The organism is Streptomyces sp. NPDC048506 (genome assembly GCF_040651315.1).
Classification (GTDB): domain Bacteria; phylum Actinomycetota; class Actinomycetes; order Streptomycetales; family Streptomycetaceae; genus Streptomyces.
In genome coordinates, this window is record NZ_JBEZIX010000020.1 from 40,167 (window position 1) to 61,701 (window position 21,535).

Consider the following 21,535-nt stretch of genomic DNA (forward strand, 5'->3'; position numbering starts at 1 on the left):
CCGGAGAACCGGAAACGCCCACTTCCTACGTGCGCCGCCAGGGACTCGAACCCCGGACCCGCTGATTAAGAGTCAGCTGCTCTAACCAACTGAGCTAGCGGCGCGCGCTGACGAAAGAAATACTACCTGGTCGAGAGGGGTGCTCATGACCACCTTCGGTGCCGCCCCGGTCGGGCCGCTCAGATCGCCAGCGAGAGCAGTACCGGAGCCGCCTTGCGATTGAGGGTGTCGGCCGCCTGGCGCAGACGGTGGGCGTTCTCCAGCGGCATGGACAGCGCGAGGCAGCCGACCGTCGCACCGGCGGTGATCGGCACGGCCGCGCAGACCGTGCCGACGGCGTACTCCTGGAGGTCCAGGACGGGCACCGTGGGCGGCTGGCTGTCGAGCTTGTGGAACAGGACCTTCTCGTTGGTGATCGTCCGGGACGTGAGCCGGGCGGTCTTGTGGCGCGAGAGGTGGTCCTTGCGTCCGTCGTGGTCCAGCTGGGCGAGCAGACACTTGCCGACCGCGCTGGCGTGGGCGGTGCGGCGGAATTCGGCCCACTCGTTGACCTTCGGCGCCAGCGGTCCGTCGGCGTAGTGGAGGATCTTGACCTCGCCGTCGATGTACCGGCTGATGTAGACCGCCGCGCCGACCGAGTCCCGGAGCTGGTCGAGGGTGAGCTGGAGCTTGTCGCGCAGGGCCTGGTCGCGGTTGCTCCCCGACCCCAGGAGCAGGAGCGACTCGCCCACGACGTATGCGCCGTCGGACATCTGCTCGACGTAGCCCTCGCGTCGCAGCATCGACAGCATGTGGGTGAGCTGACCCGGGGACAGTCTGGTTTCGCGGGCGATCTGCGCATCGGTCACGCCGCCGGCGTGCCTGGAGATCGTTTCGAGCACGCGAAGTGCGTACTGCACCGAATGGAACGGCGCGGTCGGCTCGGGCTTCAGCGCCACGGTGTCCCCCTAGCAGGTTGGTACCGCTTGCTTCGTGGCCACCGCCGCCGGACACGCTCGACACATGTGCAACCGATGCCGGACAACGGGGCTGCTATCACGATAGCGGTCAACGGCCCTCGATGGAGGGGGTCTTGACTGAAAAGAGTTGCGTCCTGCTTTTCTGTACTGCGGCTTGGGCCAGTGGCATATGCCAAGGTCATCGGGCTGGGTGCGGGCTGCGGCGTACGCCGGTGGCACCCGGTCGACCTGGGGCAGAGCCGGGGTAGGGCCCTCAGAGGATAAGGAATCGGCCATTCCCAGACCGTTTCCGGCGGACCTCGGGGCGTCCCGCGAGGTGGGCGGCGTCTTCGCGTCGCCGGCGCCCTTGATCGTGCTGCGCTGCCACCCGGAGGCGTACCAGGGGAGGACGTGGTGCTCGATCGTCCGGCGGCCGAAGGTGCAGACCTGCCGGCCGCCCGTGTCGTCGCCGTAACAGCGATATCCGGCCTGCCCACCGGAGTTGACCGTGCCGCATGGGCACCGGCCTTTGCCAGTGGCGGAATCGACGTGCCGGAGCACAGAAAGGAGAAAGGCAGAAAAGGAGAAGGGAGAAAGGAGAAGGGCGGAAGGAGAAAGGTGGTGTGCCCCCGGCGGAGGGGGGACACACCACCCGCGAACCGCGCGGCTACTGCGTGCGGTTCAAAGCACCGCGCTCAGGAACTCCCGGGTGCGCTCGTGCTCGGGCTCCGTGAAGATCTTCTCCGGGGGCCCGGATTCGATGACCCGGCCGGCGTCGAACATCAGGACGTCGTCGGAGATGTCCCGGGCGAAGTTCATCTCATGGGTCACGCAGAGCATCGTGATGTCCGTGGTGCGCGCGATGTCCCGCAGCAGGTCGAGTACGCCGGCCACCAGCTCCGGGTCCAGCGCCGAGGTCACCTCGTCCAGCAGCAGCACCTGCGGGCGCATCGCCAGCGCGCGGGCGATGGCGACCCGCTGCTGCTGGCCGCCGGAGAGCTGGGTGGGGTACTTGTCGAGGTGCTCGGTCAGGCCCACCAGGTCCAGCAGCTCGCGGGCCCGCTCCTCGGCGGCGTCCTTGTCCAGGCCCAGGACGTGCACCGGCGCCTCGGTGATGTTCCGCAGCACCTTCATGTTGGGGAAGAGGTTGAACTGCTGGAACACCATGCCGATGTTCTTGCGCACCTCGCGGACGTGCTTCTCCCCGGCCGGTACGAGCTTGCCGCCCTTCTCCTCGTGCGTCAGATACGCGCCGCCGACCTTGATGGTGCCCTCGTCCGGCGTCAGCAGCGTCATCAGCAGCCGCAGGATCGTGGTCTTGCCGGAACCGGACGGCCCGATCAGGGTGACGTGCTTGCCTGCGGAGACCGTGAAGTCCAGGGAGTCCAGCACGGTGTGGGCGCCGAAGCGCTTGGTGACGCGGTCGAAGCGGATCAGCTCGGTGCCTGCCCCGGACCCCGTCCGGGCGGGGGTCTCCCCGGCGGTGGGGGAAGGGCCCTCGGCCGCCGTGCCGGCGGTTTCCTTCGCGTGGTCCTTCGCGTGGTCCTTGGCGTGGTCCTTCGAGGGGTTGCGGTCAGCGGACAAGACGACGCTCCAGGGCTCGCAGGAGGAGGGAGGTGGGGTAGGAGATGACCACGAAGAGGACGCCGACGACGGTGATCGGCTCCAGGTAGTCGAAGGTGGTGGCGCTGATGCTGTTCGCCTGGAAGAGCATGTCCGCGACGGTGATACCGGCCAGCAGCGGCGTGTCCTTGAACATCGCGATGACGTAGTTGCCGAGCGCGGGCACCACCCGGCGGAACGCCTGCGGCAGGATCACCGCGGTCCAGGTGCGTCGGCGCGGCAGGCTCAGCGCCGTCGCCGCCTCCCACTGACCGGGCGGCACGCCGTCGATGCCGGCGCGGTAGACCTCGGCGGTGTACGTCGAGTAGTGCAGGCCCAGGCCGATGACACCGGTGGTCAGCGGCGAGAAGGTCAGCCCCCAGCTCGGCAGGACGAAGAACAGGAAGAACAGCTGCACCAGCAGCGGGGTGTTGCGGATGAATTCGACGACGATGCTGACCGGCCAGGTCACCCACCGGCTCGGCGAGCGCAGCAGCAGCGCCCACACCAGGCCGAGGGCGAAGGACACCAGCGAGCCGTAGACCGTCGCCTGGACGGTGATCCACAGCCCCTTGAGGAGGTCCGGCATGATCTCGCCGACGTAGCTCCACGACCAGTTGTTCACGGCTTCCCTCCGGTGGCCAGCGCCTCGGGTCCCTGCGTCTCGACGGGCAGCTTGCGGGAGAACCAGCCCTCGCCCCTGGGCACCGCCCGGCCCACCGAGGCCTTGGCGCGGCGCTCCAGCAGCCGCATGATCCGGGTCACCACGAAGGCGACCGCGAAGTACAGGACGAGGATGATTCCGTAGACCTGGGCGCTCTGGCCGGTCGACAGCCGGGCCAGCTTGGCCTGGAAGGTGAGCTCCCCGATGGACAGCAGCGACGCCAGCGCGGTCCCCTTGAGCAGCTCGATCAGCAGGTTGTTGAACGGCGGCATCATCTCGGGGACGGCCTGCGGCAGGATCACCTTCCGCAGCCGCTGCCAGGGCGAGAAGCTCAGCGCGATGGCCGCCTCGCGCTGGGCCGGCGGCACCGCCTGGACGGCGCCGCGGACGATCTCCGAGCCGTACGCGCCGTACGACAGGCCGAGCGCCAGGGTGCCGGCCCAGATGCCGACGAGCTGCCAGCCCAGCAGGGGCAACGCGAAGAACAGCCAGAACATCAGCACCAGGGCCGAGGTGCCGCGGAAGAACTCCACGTACACACCGGACAGGAAGCGGACGATCCAGAGGCGCGAGGTACGGGCCAGACCGATGCCGAAGGCCACGACGGCGGCCAGGGCGGCGCTGTAGACCATCAACTGGATGGTGATCCACAGTCCCTTGAAGAAGAGTTCCCACAACGCAGAGGTCACTTTTTGCAGAGCTCCTTCGCGGTGAGGTCGGTCATGAACTCCTCGGTGAAGCCGTACGGCTTGGCGATGCGCAGCAGTTCGCCGCTCTTCTTCATCTTGTGCAGCTCGCGGTTGAAGGCGTCCCGCAGCCGGGTCTCGCCGATCCGGAAGCCGTAGCCGCCGCCGTCCTGCTGCGGCTTGCCGTCCACCGTCGGGGTGAACGGGGCGGTCATCTCCACCGTGGGGTGCTTACCGGTCTTCAGCGCCTCGATCATGGACAGCGCGGTGCCGGCGAAGGCGTCGATCCGGCCCGCCTCCAGTGCCTCCATTCCGGCGATCTGGTCGCCGTAGGTCTGGATGGTGCTCTTCTTGACGCCGTTGCCGACCGCGTAGTCGATCTCCGCATAGCCGATGCCGCTGCCCAACCGGAGGTGCTGCCGGGCGACGTCCGGATAGCCCTTGATCTTGTGCGGGTTCCCCTTGGGCACGAGGAAGGCGTCCTTCGACTCGTAGTCCGGGTCGGAGAAGAGCACCGCCTGGCAGCGCGCCTTGTTGATGAACATGCCGGCGACGATCACGTCGTACTGGAAGGAGTGCAGTCCGGGCACCAGCGCGCCGAATTCCACCGGCACCGGTTCGAAGTGCTTGATCCCCAGCCGCTGGAAGATCGTCTTGGCGACCGCGGGGGCCTCGCCGGTCAGCTCGCCCTTGCTGTTGATCGAGGCGTACGGCGGCTCGCTGGCGATGCCCATCCGCACGGTGCCCTTGCTGCGCAGGTCGTCGAGGAGGTGTCCGCCGTCCGTCGCGCCGGTGACGTCGACCCGGGAGCAGCCGGTGGCCGCTCCCAGGGCGCCCGCTGCGCCGAGCGCCGCTACCCCCGCGAGCAGCGACCGGCGGCGGATGCCGGGTGTCAAGTGGCCTGAGTTCTCTGAGGTGTTCCATGGTGGTGGAGCCATGGGCGCGCGGCTACCCGAACCCCTGGCAGATATGCCGATCGTTTCCGGCGCTTGATGCAAGCGGTCGGGAGTCGTTCCGTCCTGTGCCGTACTCGTCCATGCTGTTCCAAGCTGTTCCAAACGCGGCTATTGCCCCCCTACGATCTGAGCATGACCGATCGCTTCATCGAAGTCTCGCTCGACAAGCGCGGCGTCAGCTGCACGGCGAAACTGCTCGACGACCGCGCGCCGATCACCTGCAACGCCGTCTGGGACGCCCTCCCGCTCGGCGGCGACGTCTACCACGCCAAGTACGCCCGCAACGAGATCTACGCCCTGCTCGCGCCCTTCGCGCCCGAGGAGCCGCCGCTGGAGAACCCGACGGTCACCCCGATCCCCGGCGACCTGTGCTACTTCACCTTCAGCGACGTCCAACTGGGCACCGCGTCCTACGGCTACGAGAGCCAGGCACAGCACCAGGGCCGCGCCACCGTCGTCGACCTCGCGCTCTTCTACGAGCGCAACAACCTGCTGATCAACGGTGACGCGGGCTGGGTGCCCGGCATCGTGTGGGGCAGCGTCGTCGACGGCCTGGACCGGATGGCCGACGCCTGCCAGGACCTGTGGCGGGCCGGCGCCCTGGGCGAGACCCTCAACTTCCGGCGGGCCTAGCGATTCCCGGGGAGCGGCGGGGCGGGGATCCGGGCCGCCCCCGCCTCGTAGAGGGCGTGCGCGGCGCGCAGCACCAGCGCGTCCGCGTGCCGCGCGCCGACCAGCTGGACGCCGATCGGCAGCCCGTCGCCGTCCACCCCGCAGGGCACGGTCGCGGCCGGCTGCTGGGTGAGGTTGAACGGGTAGGTGAACGGCGTCCAGCCGGTCCAGCGGGTGTGGCCTGATCCGGACGGCACCTCCGCGCCGGCCTCGAACGCGGTGATCGGCTCGGTCGGCGTCACCAGCAGGTCGTAGGCGCTGTGGAAGCGGCCCATCGCCTGGCCCAGCGCCATCCGGGTGTCGACCGCCGCCAGGTAGTCCAGCGCGCTGTAGCGGGCGCCCTGCTCGCAGATCTCCCGCAGCCCCGGGTCCAGCAGCGCGCGCTGCGCGTCGTCCAGGTGCTGCACGACCCGTGCCGCTCCGCTGAACCACAGCGTGTGGAACGCCTCCACCGGGTCCTGGATGCCCGGATCGATCTCCTCGACGGACGCCCCGAGCCCAACGAGCACCTCGACCGCCCCGCGCACCGCCGCGGCCACCTCCGGGGCGACCGCCACGTCCCAGCCCAGCGACGGGCTGTAGGCCACCCGCAGCCCGTCGACCGGATCGGCCAGCGCCTCCCGGAACGAGCCGGCGGCCGGCCCCAGCTGCGACCAGTCCCGCCAGTCCGGGCCGACGATCACGTCCATCATCAGCGCCGCGTCCGCCGCGTCCCGGGTCATCGGCCCGACGTGCGCCAGCGTCCCGAACGGGCTCGCCGGATACAGCGGCACCCGCCCGTAGGTCGCCTTGAGCCCGAAGACGCCGCAGAAGGACGCCGGGATGCGGACCGAACCGCCGCCGTCGGTGCCCAGGCTCAGCGGTCCGGCACCGAGCGCCAGCGCCGCCGCGCTGCCGCCGCTGGAGCCGCCCGAGGTGCGCCCGGGGTCGTACGGATTGCCCGTCACCCCGTGCCGCGGACTGTCGGTGACGCCCTTCCAGCCGAACTCCGGAGTGGTCGTCTTGCCGAGGAACACCGCACCGGACTCCCGCAGCCGGGCGACCGACGGAGCGTCCTCCTCCCACGGTCCCTCGGCCCGCACCGTCCGCGAACCGCGCAGCGTCGGCGTGCCCCGGGTGAGGAGGATGTCCTTGACGGTGACCGGCACCCCGTCGACCGGCCCGGCCGGCGCGCCGGCCCGCCAGCGCTCCGTCGACTCCGCGGCGGCCGCCAGCGCCCCGTCCGCGTCGATCCGGGTGAAGCAGTTGGTGGCGGCCTGCGCGGCCTCGGCGCGTTCCAGTGCCGCCCGGGCGGCCTCGACGGGGGAGAACTCGCCGGCGGCGTACCCGGCGGTGAGCCGGGTGGCGGTGAGGTCGGCGAGCCGAGTCGATTCGGTGGTCATGCGTCCTCCGAGCGTTGGCCGCCCTGGAGGCGGCGGGCGGGGGCGTGGCTGCCGCGCCGGGGCCGGGCAGCCCGCGCGGTCACTGCACCGGTACGTACCCGAGCTGCTTGTCGACGAGGTTGGTCAGCGGCCGGCCGGCGGCCCACTGGTCGAAGAGGTCCTGGAACTGGTCGGCCAGCGCGTCCCGCCAGCCCAGGGTGTCGCCGCTCATGTGGGGCGAGACGATCAGGTGCGGTACGTCCCACAGTGGGCTGTCCGCGGTCAGCGGCTCGCGCTCGAAGACGTCCAGCGCCGCCGCCGCGATCCGCCACTCGCGCAGCGCCGCGACCAGGTCGTCCTCGACGACCAGCGGCCCGCGCCCGACGTTGATGAAGCGCGCCCGCGGTGGCATCCGGGCGAACGCCGCCGCGTCGAACAGCCCGCGGGTGGCGTCCGTCAGGGGCGCGGCGCAGACCACCCAATCCGCGTGGGGCAGCAGGTCGTTCAGCGCGTCACTCGGGTGGACGGCGCCGAATTGCGGGTCGTCCCCGCGCGCCCGGCGGCCGACCAGATCGACCGTGACACCCAGTGCCAGCAGAGTGGCCCCGATGGCCCGGCCGATCGGTCCGGAGCCCACCACGACCGCGCGGCTGCCGGCCAGCCGCAGCGTCTCCCGGTGCTGCCAGCGCCGCTGCCGCTGGAGCTCCCAACTTCCGTAGAAGTCCTTGGCCATGGCGATCACCAGCCCGGCGACGTACTCGGCGATCGGCTGCTCGAAGACGCCGCGGGCGTTGGTCACGAGGGTGTCGTCGGCGATCAGCGCCGGGCACATCAGCCGGTCCACGCCGGCGCTCGCGGTGTGCACCCACCCGGGTTTTGGACCCTTCTCCGGCCAGCTCTCGCGGATCGCGTCGGAGGTGAAGTCCCAGGCCAACAGCACGTCGGCGGTGGGCAGTCGGTCGGCCAGCGAGGCCTCGTCGGTGAAGATCACCCGGGCCCTGCCGGTCAGTCGATCGAGCTTCGGCGGGGGGTCGGAACCCAGGACGAGGACGGTGCTTTCGGACATAGGTCAGAAACCGTTCTGAAACGTGAGCCCCTTTCACTAGAAAGGGACGCCGGCAGATGCCTGAGATGCGAGGATTGACCACGCTAAGAAGTCGTATCTACCGTGTCAACAACGGCATCTGTCCCGACGTCCCGGCTTGCTCCGGCTGCACCTCATCCCCGGCCACTGGCCTGGCCATCAGCCCTTCGTTTCGTCTAGGGGCCTTCAATGGACGTCTCCTTTCTGGGTGGTCCCCAGCCTCAGCTCGGTGTGGGCGTTGTCGCCCCTTTTGACTTCGCGCTCGACCGCGAGCTGTGGCGCTGGGTGCCCGACGATGTGTCGCTCCACCTCACCCGAACTCCGTTCGTGCCCGTCGAGGTGAGCCTCGACCTGGCCCGTCTGGTCAGCGAGCACGAAACCCTGGACGCTGCCGTCCAGGCGCTCTGCGCGGTATCACCGCAGGTCATTGCCTATGCGTGCACCTCCGGCAGCTTCGTCGGCGGTGTGGCGGGCGAGCGGGCCATGTGCGCTGCCATGGTCCAGGCGGGGGAGGTTCCCTCCCTCACCACCTCGGGCGCGCTGATCGAGGCGCTGCGCGACATGGACGCGCGGCGCATCGCCGTGGTCACGCCCTATACGAAATCGGTCACCGACTCCCTGGAGGACTACCTCGCCGAGGCGGGCATCACGGTCACCGGCCGCGCCTATCTCGGACTGACCCGGCACATCTGGAAGGTGCCCTACCGCGACGTCGTCGACATGGCCCGCGCGGCCGTCGTCGGTGCCGCCGACGCCCTCTTCATCAGCTGCACCAACCTGCCGACCTACGACGTCATCCCGCAGCTGGAGGCCGAGCTGCGGATGCCGGTGCTGTCCGCCAATCAGGTCACGATGTGGGCGGCGCTGCGCGCCATCGGCGTCGAGGCGGTGGGCCCGTACCAGGCGCTGCTCGATCCGGTGGCGCGGCGCGGCCCGGCCGCGATGACCGGGACCGAACCGCCGGCACCGGACCCGGGCGCCCCGCGGGCCACTCCGGAGGCCGCCTTCGCCGGGTCCCCCGCGCCACCGGAAGGGGAGCCGGCGGACGGCATCGAGTCGACGCCCCACCCACCCGAGGACCCCGGTCCGCTGCCCCCGCTCTGAGGCCCGTTGGACCGGTCCCGGCCCCGGACGCTGTCGGCGCCGTTCGCCGTACCGCCGGCAGCGTCCCTCGCCGGACCCGCCGCCCCACCCGAGAAGACACCCGCACCCCCTCAACGCCCCGGCACCCGCAGCCGTACGCCCGTACACGCAAGGGAGATCTGCATGGCATCGGTCGGCTTCCTCTACCCCGGCCACTCCGCGGAGGACGACTACCCCCGGATGGAGACGATCCTGGGCGGCTCGGTCCGCCTGCCGCTGGTCCACACCGACATCGGCGAGGACGCCCACCGGGTCGACGCGCTGCTGGAGATGGGCTCCGCGGCCCGGTTGGCGGCCGGCGTCGCCGAGCTCGTCGAGCGCGGCGCCGAGGCGGTCGTCTGGGCCTGTACGAGCGCCAGCTTCGTCTTCGGCTGGGAGGGCGCGCGCGTTCAGGTCAGGGAGCTGTCGGCGACCGCCGGCCTGCCCGCCTCCAGCACGTCCTTCGCCTTCGCGCACGCCGTCCGGGCGCTCGGCGCCCACCGGGTCGCCATCGCCGCGACGTACCCGGAGGACGTGGCCGAGCACTTCCGTGCCTTCTTGAAGTCCGCCGGTGCGGAGGTCGTCGCCACCCGGGGCAGCGGCATCATCACCGCCGCCGAGGTCGGCACCTGGGGGCACGCGGAGGTGCTCGCGCTGGCCCGCGCCGGCGACCACCCCGACGCCGAGGTCGTCCTGCTGCCGGACACCGCCCTGCACACCGCGGCGCAGCTGTCCGCCCTCGAAGCGGAGCTGGGCAAACCGGTCCTCACCGCGAATCAGGTGACGGTCTGGGAGGGGCTGCGGCTGCTGGGTCGAACGGTCTCCTGCCCGGCTCTGGGCACGCTCTTCGCGTGCACCGCGGACGGGTGACACGGTCCGGGACGGTGACCCGGGAATAAGTGGAGAGTATCTCCGGTTGTCCTTGCGGCAGACCCAGCGACGCAAGGAGGACCCGCACCGTGAGCGGCGAGAACGACGAGAAGCGTGCCGGCGGCGAGGCGCTCCCCGACCCGACCCACGACGGTGGCGACGGCATACGGGGCACCGCCCGGGGCAGCGCCCCGGTCCCGCTGTCCGTGCTCGACCTGGTGACGGTCGGCGCCGGCAGCACCGCCTCCGGTGCGGTGCGCACCGCCGTCGAGATCGCACGTACGGCCGAACGCCGCGGCTTCCACCGCTACTGGGTCGCCGAGCACCACTCCATGCCCGGCGTCGCCTCCTCCTCGCCCGCCGTCCTGCTCGCCCACCTCGCCGCGCACACCGACCGGATCCGGCTCGGCTCCGGCGGCGTGATGCTGCCCAACCACGCCCCGCTGGTCATCGCCGAGCAGTTCGGCACGCTGGAGGCGATGGCCCCCGGCCGCATCGACCTCGGCCTGGGCCGGGCGCCGGGCACCGACGGCGCCACCGCCGCGGCGCTGCGCCGTACCGAACGGCTGCGGGAGGCTGGAGTGGGGTCTCCCCTGTTCGAGCGGAGCCGAGAACTTGGGGATGAATTCCCGCAGCAGCTCGCCGAGTTGACCCGTTTCCTGGACGACTCGTTCCCCGACGGACACCCGTACGCCGCGATCCACGCGGTCCCCGGCCCGGTGCAGGCCACCGCGCCCGGCGGGGTGCAGTCCGCGCACCGCCCGCCGCTCTGGCTGCTGGGCTCGTCCGGCTTCAGCGCCCGGCTCGCCGGCTCGCTGGGGCTGCCGTTCGCCTTCGCGCACCACTTCTCCGCGGCCAACACCCTCCCCGCGCTCGACCTCTACCGCGCGTCCTTCCGCCCCTCCGCGGTGCTCTCCGCGCCGTACGCCCTGATCGGCGTGTCCGCGCTGGCCGCCGAGGACGAGCGGGAGGCCCGCCGCCAGGTCATGACCGGCGCCCTGTCGATGGTCCGGCTCCGCACCGGCCGCCCCGGCCTGGTGCCGACCCCGGAGGAGGCCGAGACCCACCGCTTCAACGAGTTGGAGCGCGGCTTCGTCGACAGCTGGCTGGGCAACGTCGTCCACGGCACCCCGGACGCGGTCCGCCAGGGCCTCGACGACCTCGCCAAGCGGACCGGCGCCGACGAGCTGATGATCACGTCCAACGCCCACGGCAGCGCGGCGCGGCTGAGGTCGTACGAGCTCCTCGCGGACGCGTACGGCATGTAGACCGGGGGCCGTACGGGGCGGGTGCGGCGGGACGGGGCTCCGCCGCACCCGCTCCGGACGGCTCAGATGAACAGCGCGGCGACCCGGTCCGGCGCCACCGGCCGTGAGTACAGCCAGCCCTGCCCCGTGTCGCAGCCGATCCGCCGCAGCCGCTCCGCCTGTTCGGCGCTCTCCACGCACTCGGCGGTGACCGTCAGCCCCAGGCGGTGTGCCAGCGCCACCAGCGCCTCGACGATCATCTCGTCCGCCGGGTTGGGGTGCTCCTGGGAGCGGAAGCCGTGGACGAAGGAGCCGTCCAGCTTGAGCACCGACACCGGGAGCCGGCTGAGGTAGGCGAGGTTGGAGTAGCCGGTGCCGAAGTCGTCGATGGCGATGCGCACGCCCATGTCGCTCAGCGCCTGGAGGGCCTGGAGCGGCCGGCCGGCCGATCCCATGACCGCCGACTCGGTCAGTTCCAGCTGGAGCAGCTGCGGCGGCAGCCCGGTCTCGTCGAGGATCCCGGCCACGTCCGCGACCAGGTCGGAGTCCCACACCTGACGCACCGCCACATTGACGCTGACGAACAGCGGTTGGCCCTCCGGGTGCGCCAGCTGCCAGGCGCGCGCCTGGTAGCAGGCCCGCTCCAGGACCCAGCGGCCCAGCTCGACGATTGCGCCGTTCTCCTCGGCCAGCGCGATGAACCGATTCGGCGGCAGCGTGCCGAACTGCGGGTGCCGCCAGCGCACCAGCGCCTCCACCCCCTGCGCCCGGCCGTCGCCCAGCCCGACCAGCGGCTGGTACTCCAGGGTGAACTCGCCCCGGTCGACGGCCGGGCGGAGCGTGCTGGACAGCGCCTGCCGGGTCATCCGGTGGGCGTTGCGCTCCGGGTCGAAGAGCGTCCAACGGGCCTTGCCGTCCTCCTTGGCCCAGTACAGCGTGGTGTCGGCGGCCTGCATCAGCCCGGTCGCGGTGGTGCCGCTGGCGGCCCGCTCCACGACGCCGATGCTCGCCGACACCGACAGCCGCTGCCCGGCCAGGTCGAACGGGCGTTGGAGCGCGTCGAGGACGCACTGGGCGAGTTCGGCCAGCTGATCGGTGCCGGTGGAGTCCTCCACCAAAAGAGCGAACTCGTCACCGCCGAGGCGCGCCACCAGGTGCCCGGCCCGGCCCGTCCCACGGTCGTCGGTGGTCTCCGCGCAGCGCATCAGCCGCTGCGCCACCGCGCTCAGCAGCCGGTCCCCGACCCGGTGCCCCAGGGTGTCGTTGACGGCCTTGAAGCCGTCCAGGTCGAGGTAGCACAGCCCGATCCGGCCGGTGCCGGACGGTTCGAAGGCGGCGGTCTCCAGGGCGGTGGAGAGCCGCTCGAAGAACAGCGCCCGATTGGGCAGTCGGGTCACCGGGTCGTGCATCTGGAGGTGCCGGAGCCGGGCGAGCAGGTCGTGCCGGTCGCTGATGTCCGCCACCGACAGCAGCATCCGCTCCTCGCCGCTGAGCGGCTCCGGGGTGAGCGGCTCGACGGTCACCTCCACCCAGACGGAGTGCCCTTCGGGGTGTTTGAGGCGGCGGGTGCAGCGCATCCGCTCGCTGCGGCCGCACAGCACCTCGCGGTAGGCGGTCCAGACCCGGGGGTCGGCGCCGAGGTCGGTGAGGTCCGCCGCGGTGGCGGCGACCAGCTCGGCCGGGTCGGTGCCCACCAGCTCGCCGAAGGCGGGGTTGGCGGCCAGGACCAGGCCGTCGCGGTTGAGGACGGCCATTGCCAGGGGTCCGGCGTAGAAGGCGGCGCGGTAGTCGCCGAGGGAGGCCGCGCTGTCGTCGTCGCCGTGGTGGTCGGCGGTGGACCGGGCGTCCGCCGTTCCTTTGGTCGTATCGTTACGCTCCGTCACTGAGGGCAGTGTCGCTCCGGGGGTGCGGCCCGGGCTGTCGGGGTGTCCGCTCACTGCTCGCTCCCACATGGCACTGGTCTCGTGATGGAGGGTGCTTCTCGCGCTGGAAAGTGTGGCGATCATAGAGGCTGGTGCAACGGCCGATCCAGCGACGCAGCCGTGATCGTCGGCATGCATGACGGAACTTCAGCCATTTCTGTTCGCTGCTGTTCGTACTGATTGCCCCCTTGGTCGTTTGTGACTTTCCGTTACGAGGTGGCGGAGGCGCGCCGGTCACTCTTCTGGGCCCCTTGAGCGGGACGAATAGCATTAAATCGCCACAGGGTAGATGAGGTCTCCGAATCCGTCCCTGGAGGTATGTGTGCCGCGTGCCCAGACGCCTGACGGGGGCGAGCGCCGCCGTCTGCGGCGCGCCGCGGCCTTCGTCACGTCCTTGAGCGCGCTCATCGCGACATCCATCGTCGCCGGCCCCGCCACCGCGTCCGAGGCGGCTCTCTCCTGCGCACTGGGGCGCACCGACGCCCACCACTCCGAGGGCGTGGACGGCTGGAACGCCTCCTACACGCGACCGGACCGTCCGCTCGACGCCGTCATGATCTATCTCTCCTTCCCGGACTCCCGGCCGACCGCCGCCCCGCAGGAACTCTCCCGCGACTACTTCCCCGCCACCTCCACCTTCTTCGAACATGCCTCGTACGGAACGTTCCGGCTGCGCCCACATGTGCACCGCTCCTGGGTGAAGATGCCGCGCACATCCGTTGCGTATGGAATACGGCGCGACTGGGACGCCGGGCGACGCGCCGCCTATCTGCGCGACGCGGTCGCCGCGGCGGATCCGACGGTGGACTTCAATCGCTACGACATGGTCTATTTCGTCGCTGATCCGGACGCGCCCGGCGTCGATTCGGACGCCACCAAGGTCGTCAACCTCGATCAGCCGATGCACGCCGACGACCGCGAGCTCCGCCGGTTCGTGACCGTCTTCGAGCAGAGCCCGCCGGACCGCAACGTCCTCGCCCACGAGACCGGGCACGTCTTCGACCTCCCGGACCTCTACCACCGGCCGCGGAACGGCAAGGGCGACTGGGACACCTATGTGGGGGACTGGGACCTCATGGGCAGCCAGTTCGGACTCGCGCCCGACCCCTTCGCCTGGCACAAGTGGAGGCTCGGCTGGATCGCCGACAACCAGGTCGACTGCGTCGATCTGACCAGCCCCGCCCTGCACTCGCTGCGGCAGCTCTCCGCCCCCAGGGAGCCCCGCGGCCAGCGCCGGCCGCGGCTCCTGGTGGTCCGCACCGGCCCCGACAGCGCGCTGGCCATCGAGGCGCGCGGTGCCGGCGGCAACGACCGTGCGCTGTGCACCGAGGGCGTGCTGGTCTACCGGGTGCGCAGCGAGACGCCCTCCGGATCGGGCCCGGTCCACGTCCTAGACGGCCACCCCGGCACCGCGGCGTGCTGGGGCACCTCCGTCTACCCGCCGCTCGCCGATGCGCCGCTGGGCGTGGGGGAGAGCATGGACGACCGCGGGGACGGCGTGCGCATCCAGGTCGTGGGCCGGTCCGGCGACGGGGACTGGGCGGTCAAGGTCGGACGCGGCTGACGTCCGGACGCGGGGGCCCGGGCACACCGGGATCACCGCCGTACGGACAGGGCGAACGTGCGCACACGTCGAAGGCCCCCACCGAGGTGGGGGCCTTCGACCGTCTGTGCGCCGCCAGGGACTCGAACCCCGGACCCGCTGATTAAGAGTCAGCTGCTCTAACCAACTGAGCTAGCGGCGCCTGCTGACGGGGAAAACATTAGCATCCTGATCGGGCAGGGCAAAAATCGATCCGGGTCAGCCCCGCGCCAGCGCCGCAACACGGTGCTGAGCTGCGGGTTCCGGCTCCGTCCCGCCCGTTGCGCGGGCGGCGCGGACACAGGCCCACAGCAGGACGTCCGGCCCGGGTAACCAGGGCCTGCGGACGCCCGGCGCGACCAACCAGCGGGAGCCGGTGGGGGCGGCGGGGTCCTCGGCCGGTCCGGTGACGGGATCGATGCGGTCGGTGCCGTCGGCGCCCGCGGCGGGGCGGGGGCGCAGCGGGGGGACGGTCACCGCGTCGCCGCTGCCGTGGCACAGCAGCGGGGGGACGGCGGTCGCCCACTCCTCCCAGACGAGCAGCGCGGGCAGCCGCTGGGCCGTGCCCGGGGCGGCGAACAGCAGGATCCGCCCGCGATGCGCCGCCACCGGCCCCGAGCCGGGGCCGTCGGACCACAGCTGGTCGACCATGCGACGCCCGAACAGCGCCGGGGCGTTGATCACGTCGAAGGCGGTGCCGCACGGCAGCACGCTGGGCGCGGCCGGCTCCAGGGCCCAGCGTGCGTGCAGCGCGTCCGGGCGGGGGCTGGCGGAGGCGAGCCAGTCCGCGCCGGCGAGCGTGACGTACGCCGCCATGGGGGAGGCCGGGGTGCAGGGGGGCTCGGGCAGTCGCTCGCTCATGCCGAAACTCCCCAGGCCCGGGACCCGGGGGACGCCGCGCTGCGCCCGGCCCCGCATCCGCGAGGCGCGCGCCTCTCCCTGACCCGCTCACTGCGATCGCTCATGGGCACAGGTCTATCGATACGACACGTTCCGCCGCGGGTGATTGCCGGAAACCGGGACGGGGCGGCGCGGGGCCGGGTATCTTGCCCCGCTCGCATATGCCAACGGCTCATGGTCATGGACCATGAGCCGTGCGGGGTGTGTGGGACGGGTGAGGTGTGCGATGGGTGGGGTGACGGGGGGCGGGAGCGCTCAGTCCATGTCCCCCAGCAGGGCGCTGCCGCCCCGCATCAGGCTGCGGCCGAACTCGACCATCTTCTGTGCGTAGTCCTCGGTCCACTCCGCCTGCTCGGCGAGCACGGCCAGCGGCATCCGGTCGAACCGGCTGGGGTCGGCCAGCTGGGCGGCGGCCAGCGCCTGGAACTCCATGGCCCGGTCGGCCGCGGCGCGGAAGGCCAGGGTCAGCTCCGTCGCGCGGCTGAGCAGCTCGCGCGGGTCCTCCATCGACTCCAGGTCGAAGAAGTGCTCGGGGTCGGCGACGGCCTCGGGTGGCTCGAAGAGCAGTTGCGCGGGCTTCATGCGCCGTGGTCTCGGCGCCGTACCGCGTGGGTCGGGAGCCGGCTGCGGCTCGGACATGTACCTACCTCCAGATCGTGTGCCGCATTCCATTCTCCCGCCCCGCGCAAGGGGGCCGCGGGCCCGTGCCGGCGGGCCCGGCTTTCCGCAGGTCGTCGCGGGGCCGGCGGCGGTGTGCGGACCCCGGCACGGCCTGCCGTGCGACCCCGCGGTCACGGCCGCCAGGTCACCCGGTGCTCCGCGAGGTGCGCCAGTACCGCGTGGTTCGCCTCCCAGCCGTCCGGGAACTTGACCGTGACGCCCAGGCTGACCGGCTCGGTCGAGGGGTGTTCGTCCAGGAGGTCGGTGACGCCGGCGCGGCAGACGACGATGCAGGCGTGGCGGTGGCGCGAGGCCAGGACGCACAGCCGGCCGGTCTCCAGGTGGAAGGCGGTGGCGTCGGGGCGGCCGGAGAGCGGGTGGAGGACGACCGTGACATCGAATTCGCGGCCCTGGAGGCGGTTGGCGGTGTCGACGGTGACGCCGGTCACCCCCAGGTCGGCGAGGGCGGCGCGGACGGCCGCGGCCTGGTCGCGATGGGCCGTGCCGACCGCGATCCGGTCCGCCGTCAGCGGTACCGGATCGGGTCCGAGCTCGCTGGTCGCCGCTCCGCCGCGGTCCAGCAGCCGGCGCACCACCAGGGCCACCGCGCGCACGGCCTCCGGATCGGTGCGCGGGGTGTGCCGGGCGGGCAGTTCCAGCAGGCCCCAGCCGGACGCGGCGGCCTCGTCCAGCACCCGGTCCACGCCCGAGCCGTCGCCCGGCACGCCGAACGCCAGTCGACGGTCGCCGTGGCCGGTGCCGCTGCGGAAGCGGGTGTACGGGTAGAACGCGTCGGAGACGAGCGGGGCGGCGGACGCGGGCAGCCGCCAGGAGACCGGCAGGCGGTGCTGCGGCAGGTCGGCGTTGTGGGCCAGCAGCGTGGAGACCGCGCTCGCCGACGGGTCGTACGCCAGGCCCGCCCACTGCTCCGCGCCGACCACGCTGAACGGGTCCAGCTGTCCCGGGTCGCCGACGAACAGCGCCCGTTCGAAGAGCCCGGCGACGCTCAGCAGCGCGTCGGAGCGCATCTGGTAGGCCTCGTCCACGATGGCGTGCCCCCAGGGCTCGTCGACCTTGGTGTACGCCCACTTCGCGGCCGTGGAGACGACGACGTCCAGCCCGGCCAGCTCGGCGACCTTCGCCGACGTGCGCACCGCCGGCAGCTCGGCCAGCGCCGGGTCGAAGGCCCCGGGCTCGCTGCTGTGCAACCGTCCGACCGGCAGCTCCGGGTCCTTCGCGGCGAGCCGGAGGACGAGGTCGTCGACCTGGGCGTTGGTCTGCGCCACGATCATCAACGGGCGGCCGGCGGCGGCCAGTTCCCGGGCCGCGCGGACCACCAGCGTGGACTTTCCGGCGCCGGGCGGGGAGTCGACGACCACACCGCGCCGGGTGCCGTGCAGCGTGTCGTGCAGGATCGCCGCGGTGGCCGCGGCAGCCGCGGCGGCGGGGTCGAACGGGGACCGGGAGGGAGACCCGGAGCCGGGGGCGTGCGGGTCCTGGGCGGCCGTCATACGGCGGGATCCTCCAGGGATGCGGGATGCGGGATGCAGGGTGCGGGAACGGGGAGTCGGGGGCGGGGAGTCGGGGGCGGGCGCGGTGCGGGGGAGCCCGCTCAGAGGAAGTCCTCCGCGGTCACCGGGTCGGGGACGTCGTGCGGCGCGCCGTCGACGCCGGGCGGGGGGCCGCCGTGCGTCCAGGGCGTGTCCTCCGGCTCCGGCAGCTCGGGGCCGCCGCGCGGGGCGTGCTCGAACAGCGTCCAGCACACGGTGTCCGCCGGCTCCGGCACCGAGCCGGGTTCCGGGGTCTTCCCGCGCCCCATGCCGCCGACCAGCCGCACGACCAGCGTCCCCGGCCCGTCGGCCGCGTACGCTACGAACTCGGCGGGCTGGGCCTTCCCGTCCGCCAGCGGCCGGTGGAGCTTGGCGCCCGCCGACAGGTGGGGGCGGTCGGCCGTGCGGAGCGTGACCAAGGGGCGCGGCATCGGGCGCCTGCCCTCGGACATCGCCATCTCGACGTCGACGACCGTGCCCTGGAACGCCTCGCCGGCCAGCCGGCGCCCGGCCATCACCAGCGGGTCGTCCAGGGCTTCCTGGGCGTCCAGTTGGGCCTGTGCGGTCTCCCGCGCGGACAGCTTCTGGGCGGCGGTGACCGCGTCGTCCTGCTTGGGCTGCGGCGGCTCCCCGGCGCGCACCCGGTCGCGGTGGGCCGTGTACGACCAGCGGTCGCGCTTCCAGCGGTCGGCGACCCGGCTGCCCGCGGGCAGCGCCCGCAGCAGGTCGACGCCCCGCCACACCGCGTCCCAGGTCGGCCGCAACTGGCTTTCGAGGAGGGCGCGGAGCTCGTCCTCGGCGCCCGGGAGTCCTGCGTCGAAGCGGGCCATCGCGGGCGCCAGCAGCCGGTTGTCGAAGGCCGGGTCGGTGGCCGGACCGGCCGGCGGGCACAGCAGCTGCCCGGCCTCGTCCCGCGCCGTTCCCGCGCGCTCGGCGGCCTTGCGGCCGGGCACGCCCGGCGGTGGGTCGATCCAGCCGAGCAGCGCGCCCAGGTGCTGGTCCTCCAGCGCGCTCTGGCCGGTCGCCCAGTGGCGGGCCAGCAGGCCCGTCATGGACAGCAGCAGACCGGAGCCGGGGACCCGGGCCCGCTCGCCGAAGTGCGTCAGCCAGCGGCCGAGCAACGGGACCTGCGGCGGCGCGGGGTACGGCGTCTCCGGCTCCTGCTCGGCCGTCCGCCGGAACCGCATCGACCGCCCCAGCAACCGCACGTACTCGATGCCGGCGGCGCTCGGCACGATCAACTGCGGTGCGTCCGCGCACAGTTCGACCTGCACCGGGACCTTCTTGCCGGTCTCCGGATCGGTCTCCTTGCGCTCCTCCCACTCCACGGTGTCCGCGAAGCCGTCCACGTACGGCAGCATCGTCTCGGCCAGCTCGGCGAGGAAGGCGAACCGCAGGTCGCGGTCGCGCGGCTGCGGCACGGCCAGCAGTACGGGCTTCTCGCGGTCCGTGCCGACCAGTGCGCCCAGCGGTGCGCCGGCCTCGCCGGCGGTCGTCAACGGCACCAGGACCAGCGGACGTTCGGACAGATGGCGGTGGCGGACCGTGCACCGCGGCTGCGCGCGGCCGGCCGCCACCGCCTCCATCCGGGCCAGCGTCTCGATCAGCGACATCCCGGCTCCTCCGCTCGCGGGGTCGGCACGGCGGCGCCCGCCAGCGCCTCGGCGCGCAGCGCGGCGGCTCGGCGCAGGGCGAGCACTGCCGGATCTGCCACATCTGCCACACCTGACGGATCTGACGGATCTGCCGAGTTTGAGGGATCCGACGAATCCGATGGGTCTGACGGGTCTGACGGGTCCTCCGGGCCGTTCGGCTCACCGGGCGCCTGCGGGGCGGTGGCTGCCGCCAGCACCTCCTCGACGGTGCGCAAGCCGCCCAACTCGCCCCGTACGCTGCGCCCCAGCGCGGCCACCGCGCCCTCCTGGTGCGCCCGCGCCCGGCAGTGGAAGGCCAGCTCACAGGCGGCCAGACACTCGGGCGCATAGGCCGCGTCGACCGCCTCGACGGCCGCGGCCAGCTCCTGTGGCGGGCGGGTCGCGGTCTTGCCGTCGTCCGCGAGCCGGAGGTCGAAGGTCGTCCCTTCCGGGAGGGCGGCGGCGATCTCCTCGACCCGGGTGAGCCGGCCGAGCTGCCGCCGGGTCGTGGCGAGCTGCTTGCGGATGTCGACGGCGGCGGCCGTCGGGAAGTTGGAGAAGTCCTTCGGGCACACCAGCAGCACCCGGTCGCGCACCCGCACCTCGCGGCCGGTGCGTGCGCGGACGTGCCCCGCGACCGGCTCCAGGGCCAGTACGTACACCGCCGCCTGGCGCGCGGCCGCCCCCACCTTGGCGGCATCCGCCGAACCGTCGATCATCGGGAAGGACTTGATCTCCACGACCGTCCAACTGCCGTCCGGATGCACCACCACCGCATCCGGCTCCACATAGGCCGGTGAGCCGGCCACCTCGACGGCCAGCAGCGGATGGTCGAGCAGCGCCCAGCCGCCGGCCGCGGTCGCCTCGCGCAGCGCGAGCGCCGTGCGCGCCGCCCGGCCCTCGGGCCCGGCTGCGGACAGGTCGGGGGCGGAAACCGCGTCCGGCGCGGGCGGCGGGGTGCCGGGGGCCAGTCGCTCGTGCACCAGCCGCAGCAGCTCCGTGCCGCCGTCGGCCTTCACCCGGGCCTCGAACGCATTGCCCCGGACGATCGCGAACTGGGACTGGCCGTACGGTGCCGGCGAGCCCAGCGCCCGGGCCAGGGCGGCCTTGTCGACGCCCGCGCCGTCCAGCAGCGCACGGCGCCGGCAGCCGGGGTTGGCGGCCAGCGCGGCGAGCGCGCGGGCGTCCAGCGCGCGGGGGCGCACGCCGGGGCCGCGCAGCTCAGCGAGCCTTCCCCGACCCACGCCGGGTGAGGGTGACCCGGGCCGCGGGCTCGGTGGCGGCGTCGGCCGCCCCTCCGGCGGGGTGGCCGACGCGGGTCGACTGTCGCGGGAAACGTTCACCCGGCGAAGTCTCGCATCCGGCAGTGACACGGGGGGTCCCCGCCCGCGATGCGGTCAGGACCGGCTCCCGCTCGGGCCGCCCGCGCCTGCCGTGCCGTACACCGCTCACCACAGATCGCCCGCTGTGATGCGCTCGGTCCGCGTCCGTACCACGGTGAGGTTGACCTCGGCCGGGGCTTCCCACTCCTGGCGACCGTGCGCCCGCAGCCACACGCGGCCTTTGCGGATGTCGGTCACCAGGGCGCGGCGCCCGTCGCCGTATTCGACCTCGTCTCCGACCTGCGGTCGATGGGCGCTCATCGTGCTGCCTCGATCGCGGTCGGGTCCGTCGTCCATTCCCGGCCGCCGCCCTTCGGCGCCAGCCATGCCACCGGCGGCGCGTCCGGGACCGAGAGCATGAGCCCGGGGTCGCTGTCCTTCGGATCGGGGGCGACGGCCCGGAGGATTCCGATGAGGTCGCCGTGGGCGCGGTCGATCACCAGACGTCCGAGCAGCGGGTGAGACCAGTGCCCCAGTCCGAGGGGCTGTGCGGTGTGTGCGGTCATGGGTGCCTCGTCGTGGTCGGGGATGGAGAGGAAGGGCGGGCCCGTCCCCGACGCGGTGTGCAGGGACGGGGTGCTGCGGGTCCCGAACCTGTCCGCATGCACGTCGAGTCCGGGTCGACTGACAGTGAACGGTCACTCGGAGTCGTGGGACCATCACGCATGTGGCCCCCGCATGCGGATATGCGGTGAGCGGGTAC

Annotated in this window: 20 protein-coding genes and 2 tRNA genes; 5 read left to right on the top strand and 17 right to left on the bottom strand. The window is 72.5% G+C overall.

Going from position 1 to position 21,535, the window contains the following annotated elements; all coding sequences use genetic code 11:
* Positions 1-30: 30 nt before the first annotated feature.
* The 6 genes from AB0C96_RS18185 to ehuB form a co-directional block, all read right to left on the bottom strand.
* Positions 31-104, bottom strand: a tRNA-Lys gene (locus AB0C96_RS18185).
* Positions 105-179: 75 nt separating this feature from the next.
* Positions 180-938, bottom strand: a complete 759-nt coding sequence (locus AB0C96_RS18190; RefSeq protein ID WP_362918575.1) for an IclR family transcriptional regulator C-terminal domain-containing protein — start codon at positions 936-938, stop codon at positions 180-182.
* Positions 939-1,619: 681 nt separating this feature from the next.
* Entirely contained in the window at positions 1,620-2,375 is a 756-nt protein-coding gene (ehuA, locus tag AB0C96_RS18195; RefSeq protein ID WP_362918731.1) for an ectoine/hydroxyectoine ABC transporter ATP-binding protein EhuA, read from the bottom strand.
* Positions 2,376-2,511: 136 nt separating this feature from the next.
* A complete protein-coding gene (gene ehuD, locus AB0C96_RS18200; RefSeq protein ID WP_362918732.1) occupies positions 2,512-3,129 on the bottom strand; it encodes an ectoine/hydroxyectoine ABC transporter permease subunit EhuD in 618 nt (205 codons plus the stop codon).
* A 32-nt stretch (positions 3,130-3,161) separates the two neighbouring features.
* Positions 3,162-3,893: an ectoine/hydroxyectoine ABC transporter permease subunit EhuC gene (ehuC, locus tag AB0C96_RS18205; RefSeq protein WP_362918577.1), complete on the bottom strand. Its 732-nt coding sequence runs from the start codon at positions 3,891-3,893 to the stop codon at positions 3,162-3,164.
* Positions 3,890-4,828 carry an ectoine/hydroxyectoine ABC transporter substrate-binding protein EhuB gene (ehuB, locus tag AB0C96_RS18210; protein WP_362918579.1) on the bottom strand — a complete coding sequence of 313 codons (939 nt, stop codon included), beginning with the start codon at positions 4,826-4,828 and terminating at the stop codon, positions 3,890-3,892. Before ehuB ends, ehuC begins: the two co-directional genes overlap by 4 nt.
* A 150-nt stretch (positions 4,829-4,978) precedes the next feature.
* Here ehuB and AB0C96_RS18215 point away from each other — a divergent pair, with 150 nt between their 5' ends.
* A complete protein-coding gene (locus AB0C96_RS18215) occupies positions 4,979-5,479 on the top strand; it encodes a DUF3830 family protein (protein ID WP_362918580.1) in 501 nt (166 codons plus the stop codon).
* Here AB0C96_RS18215 and AB0C96_RS18220 read toward each other — a convergent pair.
* Both AB0C96_RS18220 and AB0C96_RS18225 read right to left on the bottom strand, forming a co-directional pair.
* The gene (locus AB0C96_RS18220) at positions 5,476-6,900 is read right to left on the bottom strand and encodes an amidase (protein WP_362918582.1); all 1,425 of its coding nucleotides are present in this window, start codon (positions 6,898-6,900) and stop codon (positions 5,476-5,478) included. The genes AB0C96_RS18215 and AB0C96_RS18220 overlap by 4 nt on opposite strands.
* A gap of 79 nt (positions 6,901-6,979) precedes the next feature.
* Positions 6,980-7,945, bottom strand: coding sequence for a D-2-hydroxyacid dehydrogenase (locus tag AB0C96_RS18225; RefSeq protein ID WP_362918584.1), 966 nt, complete (start codon positions 7,943-7,945; stop codon positions 6,980-6,982).
* Between the two features lie 207 nt (positions 7,946-8,152).
* On the opposite strand from AB0C96_RS18225, the gene AB0C96_RS18230 reads away from it, so the two are divergent.
* The 3 genes from AB0C96_RS18230 to AB0C96_RS18240 all read left to right on the top strand — a co-directional run bounded on the left by AB0C96_RS18230 (position 8,153) and on the right by AB0C96_RS18240 (position 11,223).
* A complete protein-coding gene (locus tag AB0C96_RS18230; RefSeq protein ID WP_362918586.1) occupies positions 8,153-9,067 on the top strand; it encodes a decarboxylase in 915 nt (304 codons plus the stop codon).
* 162 nt (positions 9,068-9,229) lie between these two features.
* A complete protein-coding gene (locus AB0C96_RS18235; protein WP_362918588.1) occupies positions 9,230-9,955 on the top strand; it encodes a decarboxylase in 726 nt (241 codons plus the stop codon).
* A 164-nt stretch (positions 9,956-10,119) separates the two neighbouring features.
* Complete coding sequence (locus AB0C96_RS18240) at positions 10,120-11,223, top strand: LLM class flavin-dependent oxidoreductase (protein WP_362918733.1); 1,104 nt, start codon at positions 10,120-10,122, stop codon at positions 11,221-11,223.
* Positions 11,224-11,285: 62 nt separating this feature from the next.
* Here AB0C96_RS18240 and AB0C96_RS18245 read toward each other — a convergent pair whose 3' ends face one another.
* Complete coding sequence (locus AB0C96_RS18245; protein WP_362918590.1) at positions 11,286-13,085, bottom strand: EAL domain-containing protein; 1,800 nt, start codon at positions 13,083-13,085, stop codon at positions 11,286-11,288.
* A gap of 361 nt (positions 13,086-13,446) precedes the next feature.
* Between AB0C96_RS18245 and AB0C96_RS18250 the strand changes: the two genes are divergently transcribed.
* Positions 13,447-14,688, top strand: a complete 1,242-nt coding sequence (locus AB0C96_RS18250; protein WP_362918592.1) for a M6 family metalloprotease domain-containing protein — start codon at positions 13,447-13,449, stop codon at positions 14,686-14,688.
* A gap of 107 nt (positions 14,689-14,795) precedes the next feature.
* On the opposite strand, the gene AB0C96_RS18255 is transcribed toward AB0C96_RS18250, so the two are convergent.
* The 8 genes from AB0C96_RS18255 to AB0C96_RS18290 all read right to left on the bottom strand — a co-directional run bounded on the left by AB0C96_RS18255 (position 14,796) and on the right by AB0C96_RS18290 (position 21,440).
* Positions 14,796-14,869 (bottom strand) — tRNA-Lys (locus tag AB0C96_RS18255).
* 56 nt (positions 14,870-14,925) lie between these two features.
* Complete coding sequence (locus AB0C96_RS18260) at positions 14,926-15,567, bottom strand: hypothetical protein (protein ID WP_362918593.1); 642 nt, start codon at positions 15,565-15,567, stop codon at positions 14,926-14,928.
* Between the two features lie 294 nt (positions 15,568-15,861).
* On the bottom strand, positions 15,862-16,188 hold the full coding sequence (locus tag AB0C96_RS18265) for a hypothetical protein (RefSeq protein WP_362918595.1): 327 nt from the start codon (positions 16,186-16,188) through the stop codon (positions 15,862-15,864).
* Positions 16,189-16,397: 209 nt separating this feature from the next.
* Positions 16,398-17,777 (bottom strand): AAA domain-containing protein, encoded by a 1,380-nt coding sequence (locus tag AB0C96_RS18270; protein ID WP_362918597.1) that lies wholly within the window; start codon positions 17,775-17,777, stop codon positions 16,398-16,400.
* 101 nt (positions 17,778-17,878) lie between these two features.
* Positions 17,879-19,429, bottom strand: coding sequence for a hypothetical protein (locus tag AB0C96_RS18275; protein WP_362918599.1), 1,551 nt, complete (start codon positions 19,427-19,429; stop codon positions 17,879-17,881).
* The gene (locus AB0C96_RS18280; RefSeq protein WP_362918601.1) at positions 19,420-20,694 is read right to left on the bottom strand and encodes a hypothetical protein; all 1,275 of its coding nucleotides are present in this window, start codon (positions 20,692-20,694) and stop codon (positions 19,420-19,422) included. The genes AB0C96_RS18275 and AB0C96_RS18280 overlap by 10 nt, the downstream gene beginning before the upstream one ends.
* 204 nt (positions 20,695-20,898) lie before the next feature.
* On the bottom strand, positions 20,899-21,093 hold the full coding sequence (locus AB0C96_RS18285; RefSeq protein WP_362918603.1) for a hypothetical protein: 195 nt from the start codon (positions 21,091-21,093) through the stop codon (positions 20,899-20,901).
* Positions 21,090-21,440 carry a hypothetical protein gene (locus tag AB0C96_RS18290; RefSeq protein ID WP_362918605.1) on the bottom strand — a complete coding sequence of 117 codons (351 nt, stop codon included), beginning with the start codon at positions 21,438-21,440 and terminating at the stop codon, positions 21,090-21,092. The genes AB0C96_RS18285 and AB0C96_RS18290 overlap by 4 nt, the downstream gene beginning before the upstream one ends.
* Between the last annotated feature and the right edge of the window lie 95 nt (positions 21,441-21,535).

Coding starts and splice junctions, on each gene's coding strand:
- ehuD (WP_362918732.1), bottom strand. CDS start 3,129: ATGCCGGACCTCCTCAAGGGGCTGTGGATCACCGTCCAGGCGACGGTC.
- ehuB (WP_362918579.1), bottom strand. CDS start 4,828: ATGGCTCCACCACCATGGAACACCTCAGAGAACTCAGGCCACTTGACA.
- AB0C96_RS18215 (WP_362918580.1), top strand. CDS start 4,979: ATGACCGATCGCTTCATCGAAGTCTCGCTCGACAAGCGCGGCGTCAGC.
- AB0C96_RS18220 (WP_362918582.1), bottom strand. CDS start 6,900: ATGACCACCGAATCGACTCGGCTCGCCGACCTCACCGCCACCCGGCTC.
- AB0C96_RS18225 (WP_362918584.1), bottom strand. CDS start 7,945: ATGTCCGAAAGCACCGTCCTCGTCCTGGGTTCCGACCCCCCGCCGAAG.
- AB0C96_RS18230 (WP_362918586.1), top strand. CDS start 8,153: ATGGACGTCTCCTTTCTGGGTGGTCCCCAGCCTCAGCTCGGTGTGGGC.
- AB0C96_RS18235 (WP_362918588.1), top strand. CDS start 9,230: ATGGCATCGGTCGGCTTCCTCTACCCCGGCCACTCCGCGGAGGACGAC.
- AB0C96_RS18260 (WP_362918593.1), bottom strand. CDS start 15,567: ATGAGCGAGCGACTGCCCGAGCCCCCCTGCACCCCGGCCTCCCCCATG.
- AB0C96_RS18265 (WP_362918595.1), bottom strand. CDS start 16,188: ATGAAGCCCGCGCAACTGCTCTTCGAGCCACCCGAGGCCGTCGCCGAC.
- AB0C96_RS18270 (WP_362918597.1), bottom strand. CDS start 17,777: ATGACGGCCGCCCAGGACCCGCACGCCCCCGGCTCCGGGTCTCCCTCC.
- AB0C96_RS18275 (WP_362918599.1), bottom strand. CDS start 19,429: ATGTCGCTGATCGAGACGCTGGCCCGGATGGAGGCGGTGGCGGCCGGC.
- AB0C96_RS18285 (WP_362918603.1), bottom strand. CDS start 21,093: ATGAGCGCCCATCGACCGCAGGTCGGAGACGAGGTCGAATACGGCGAC.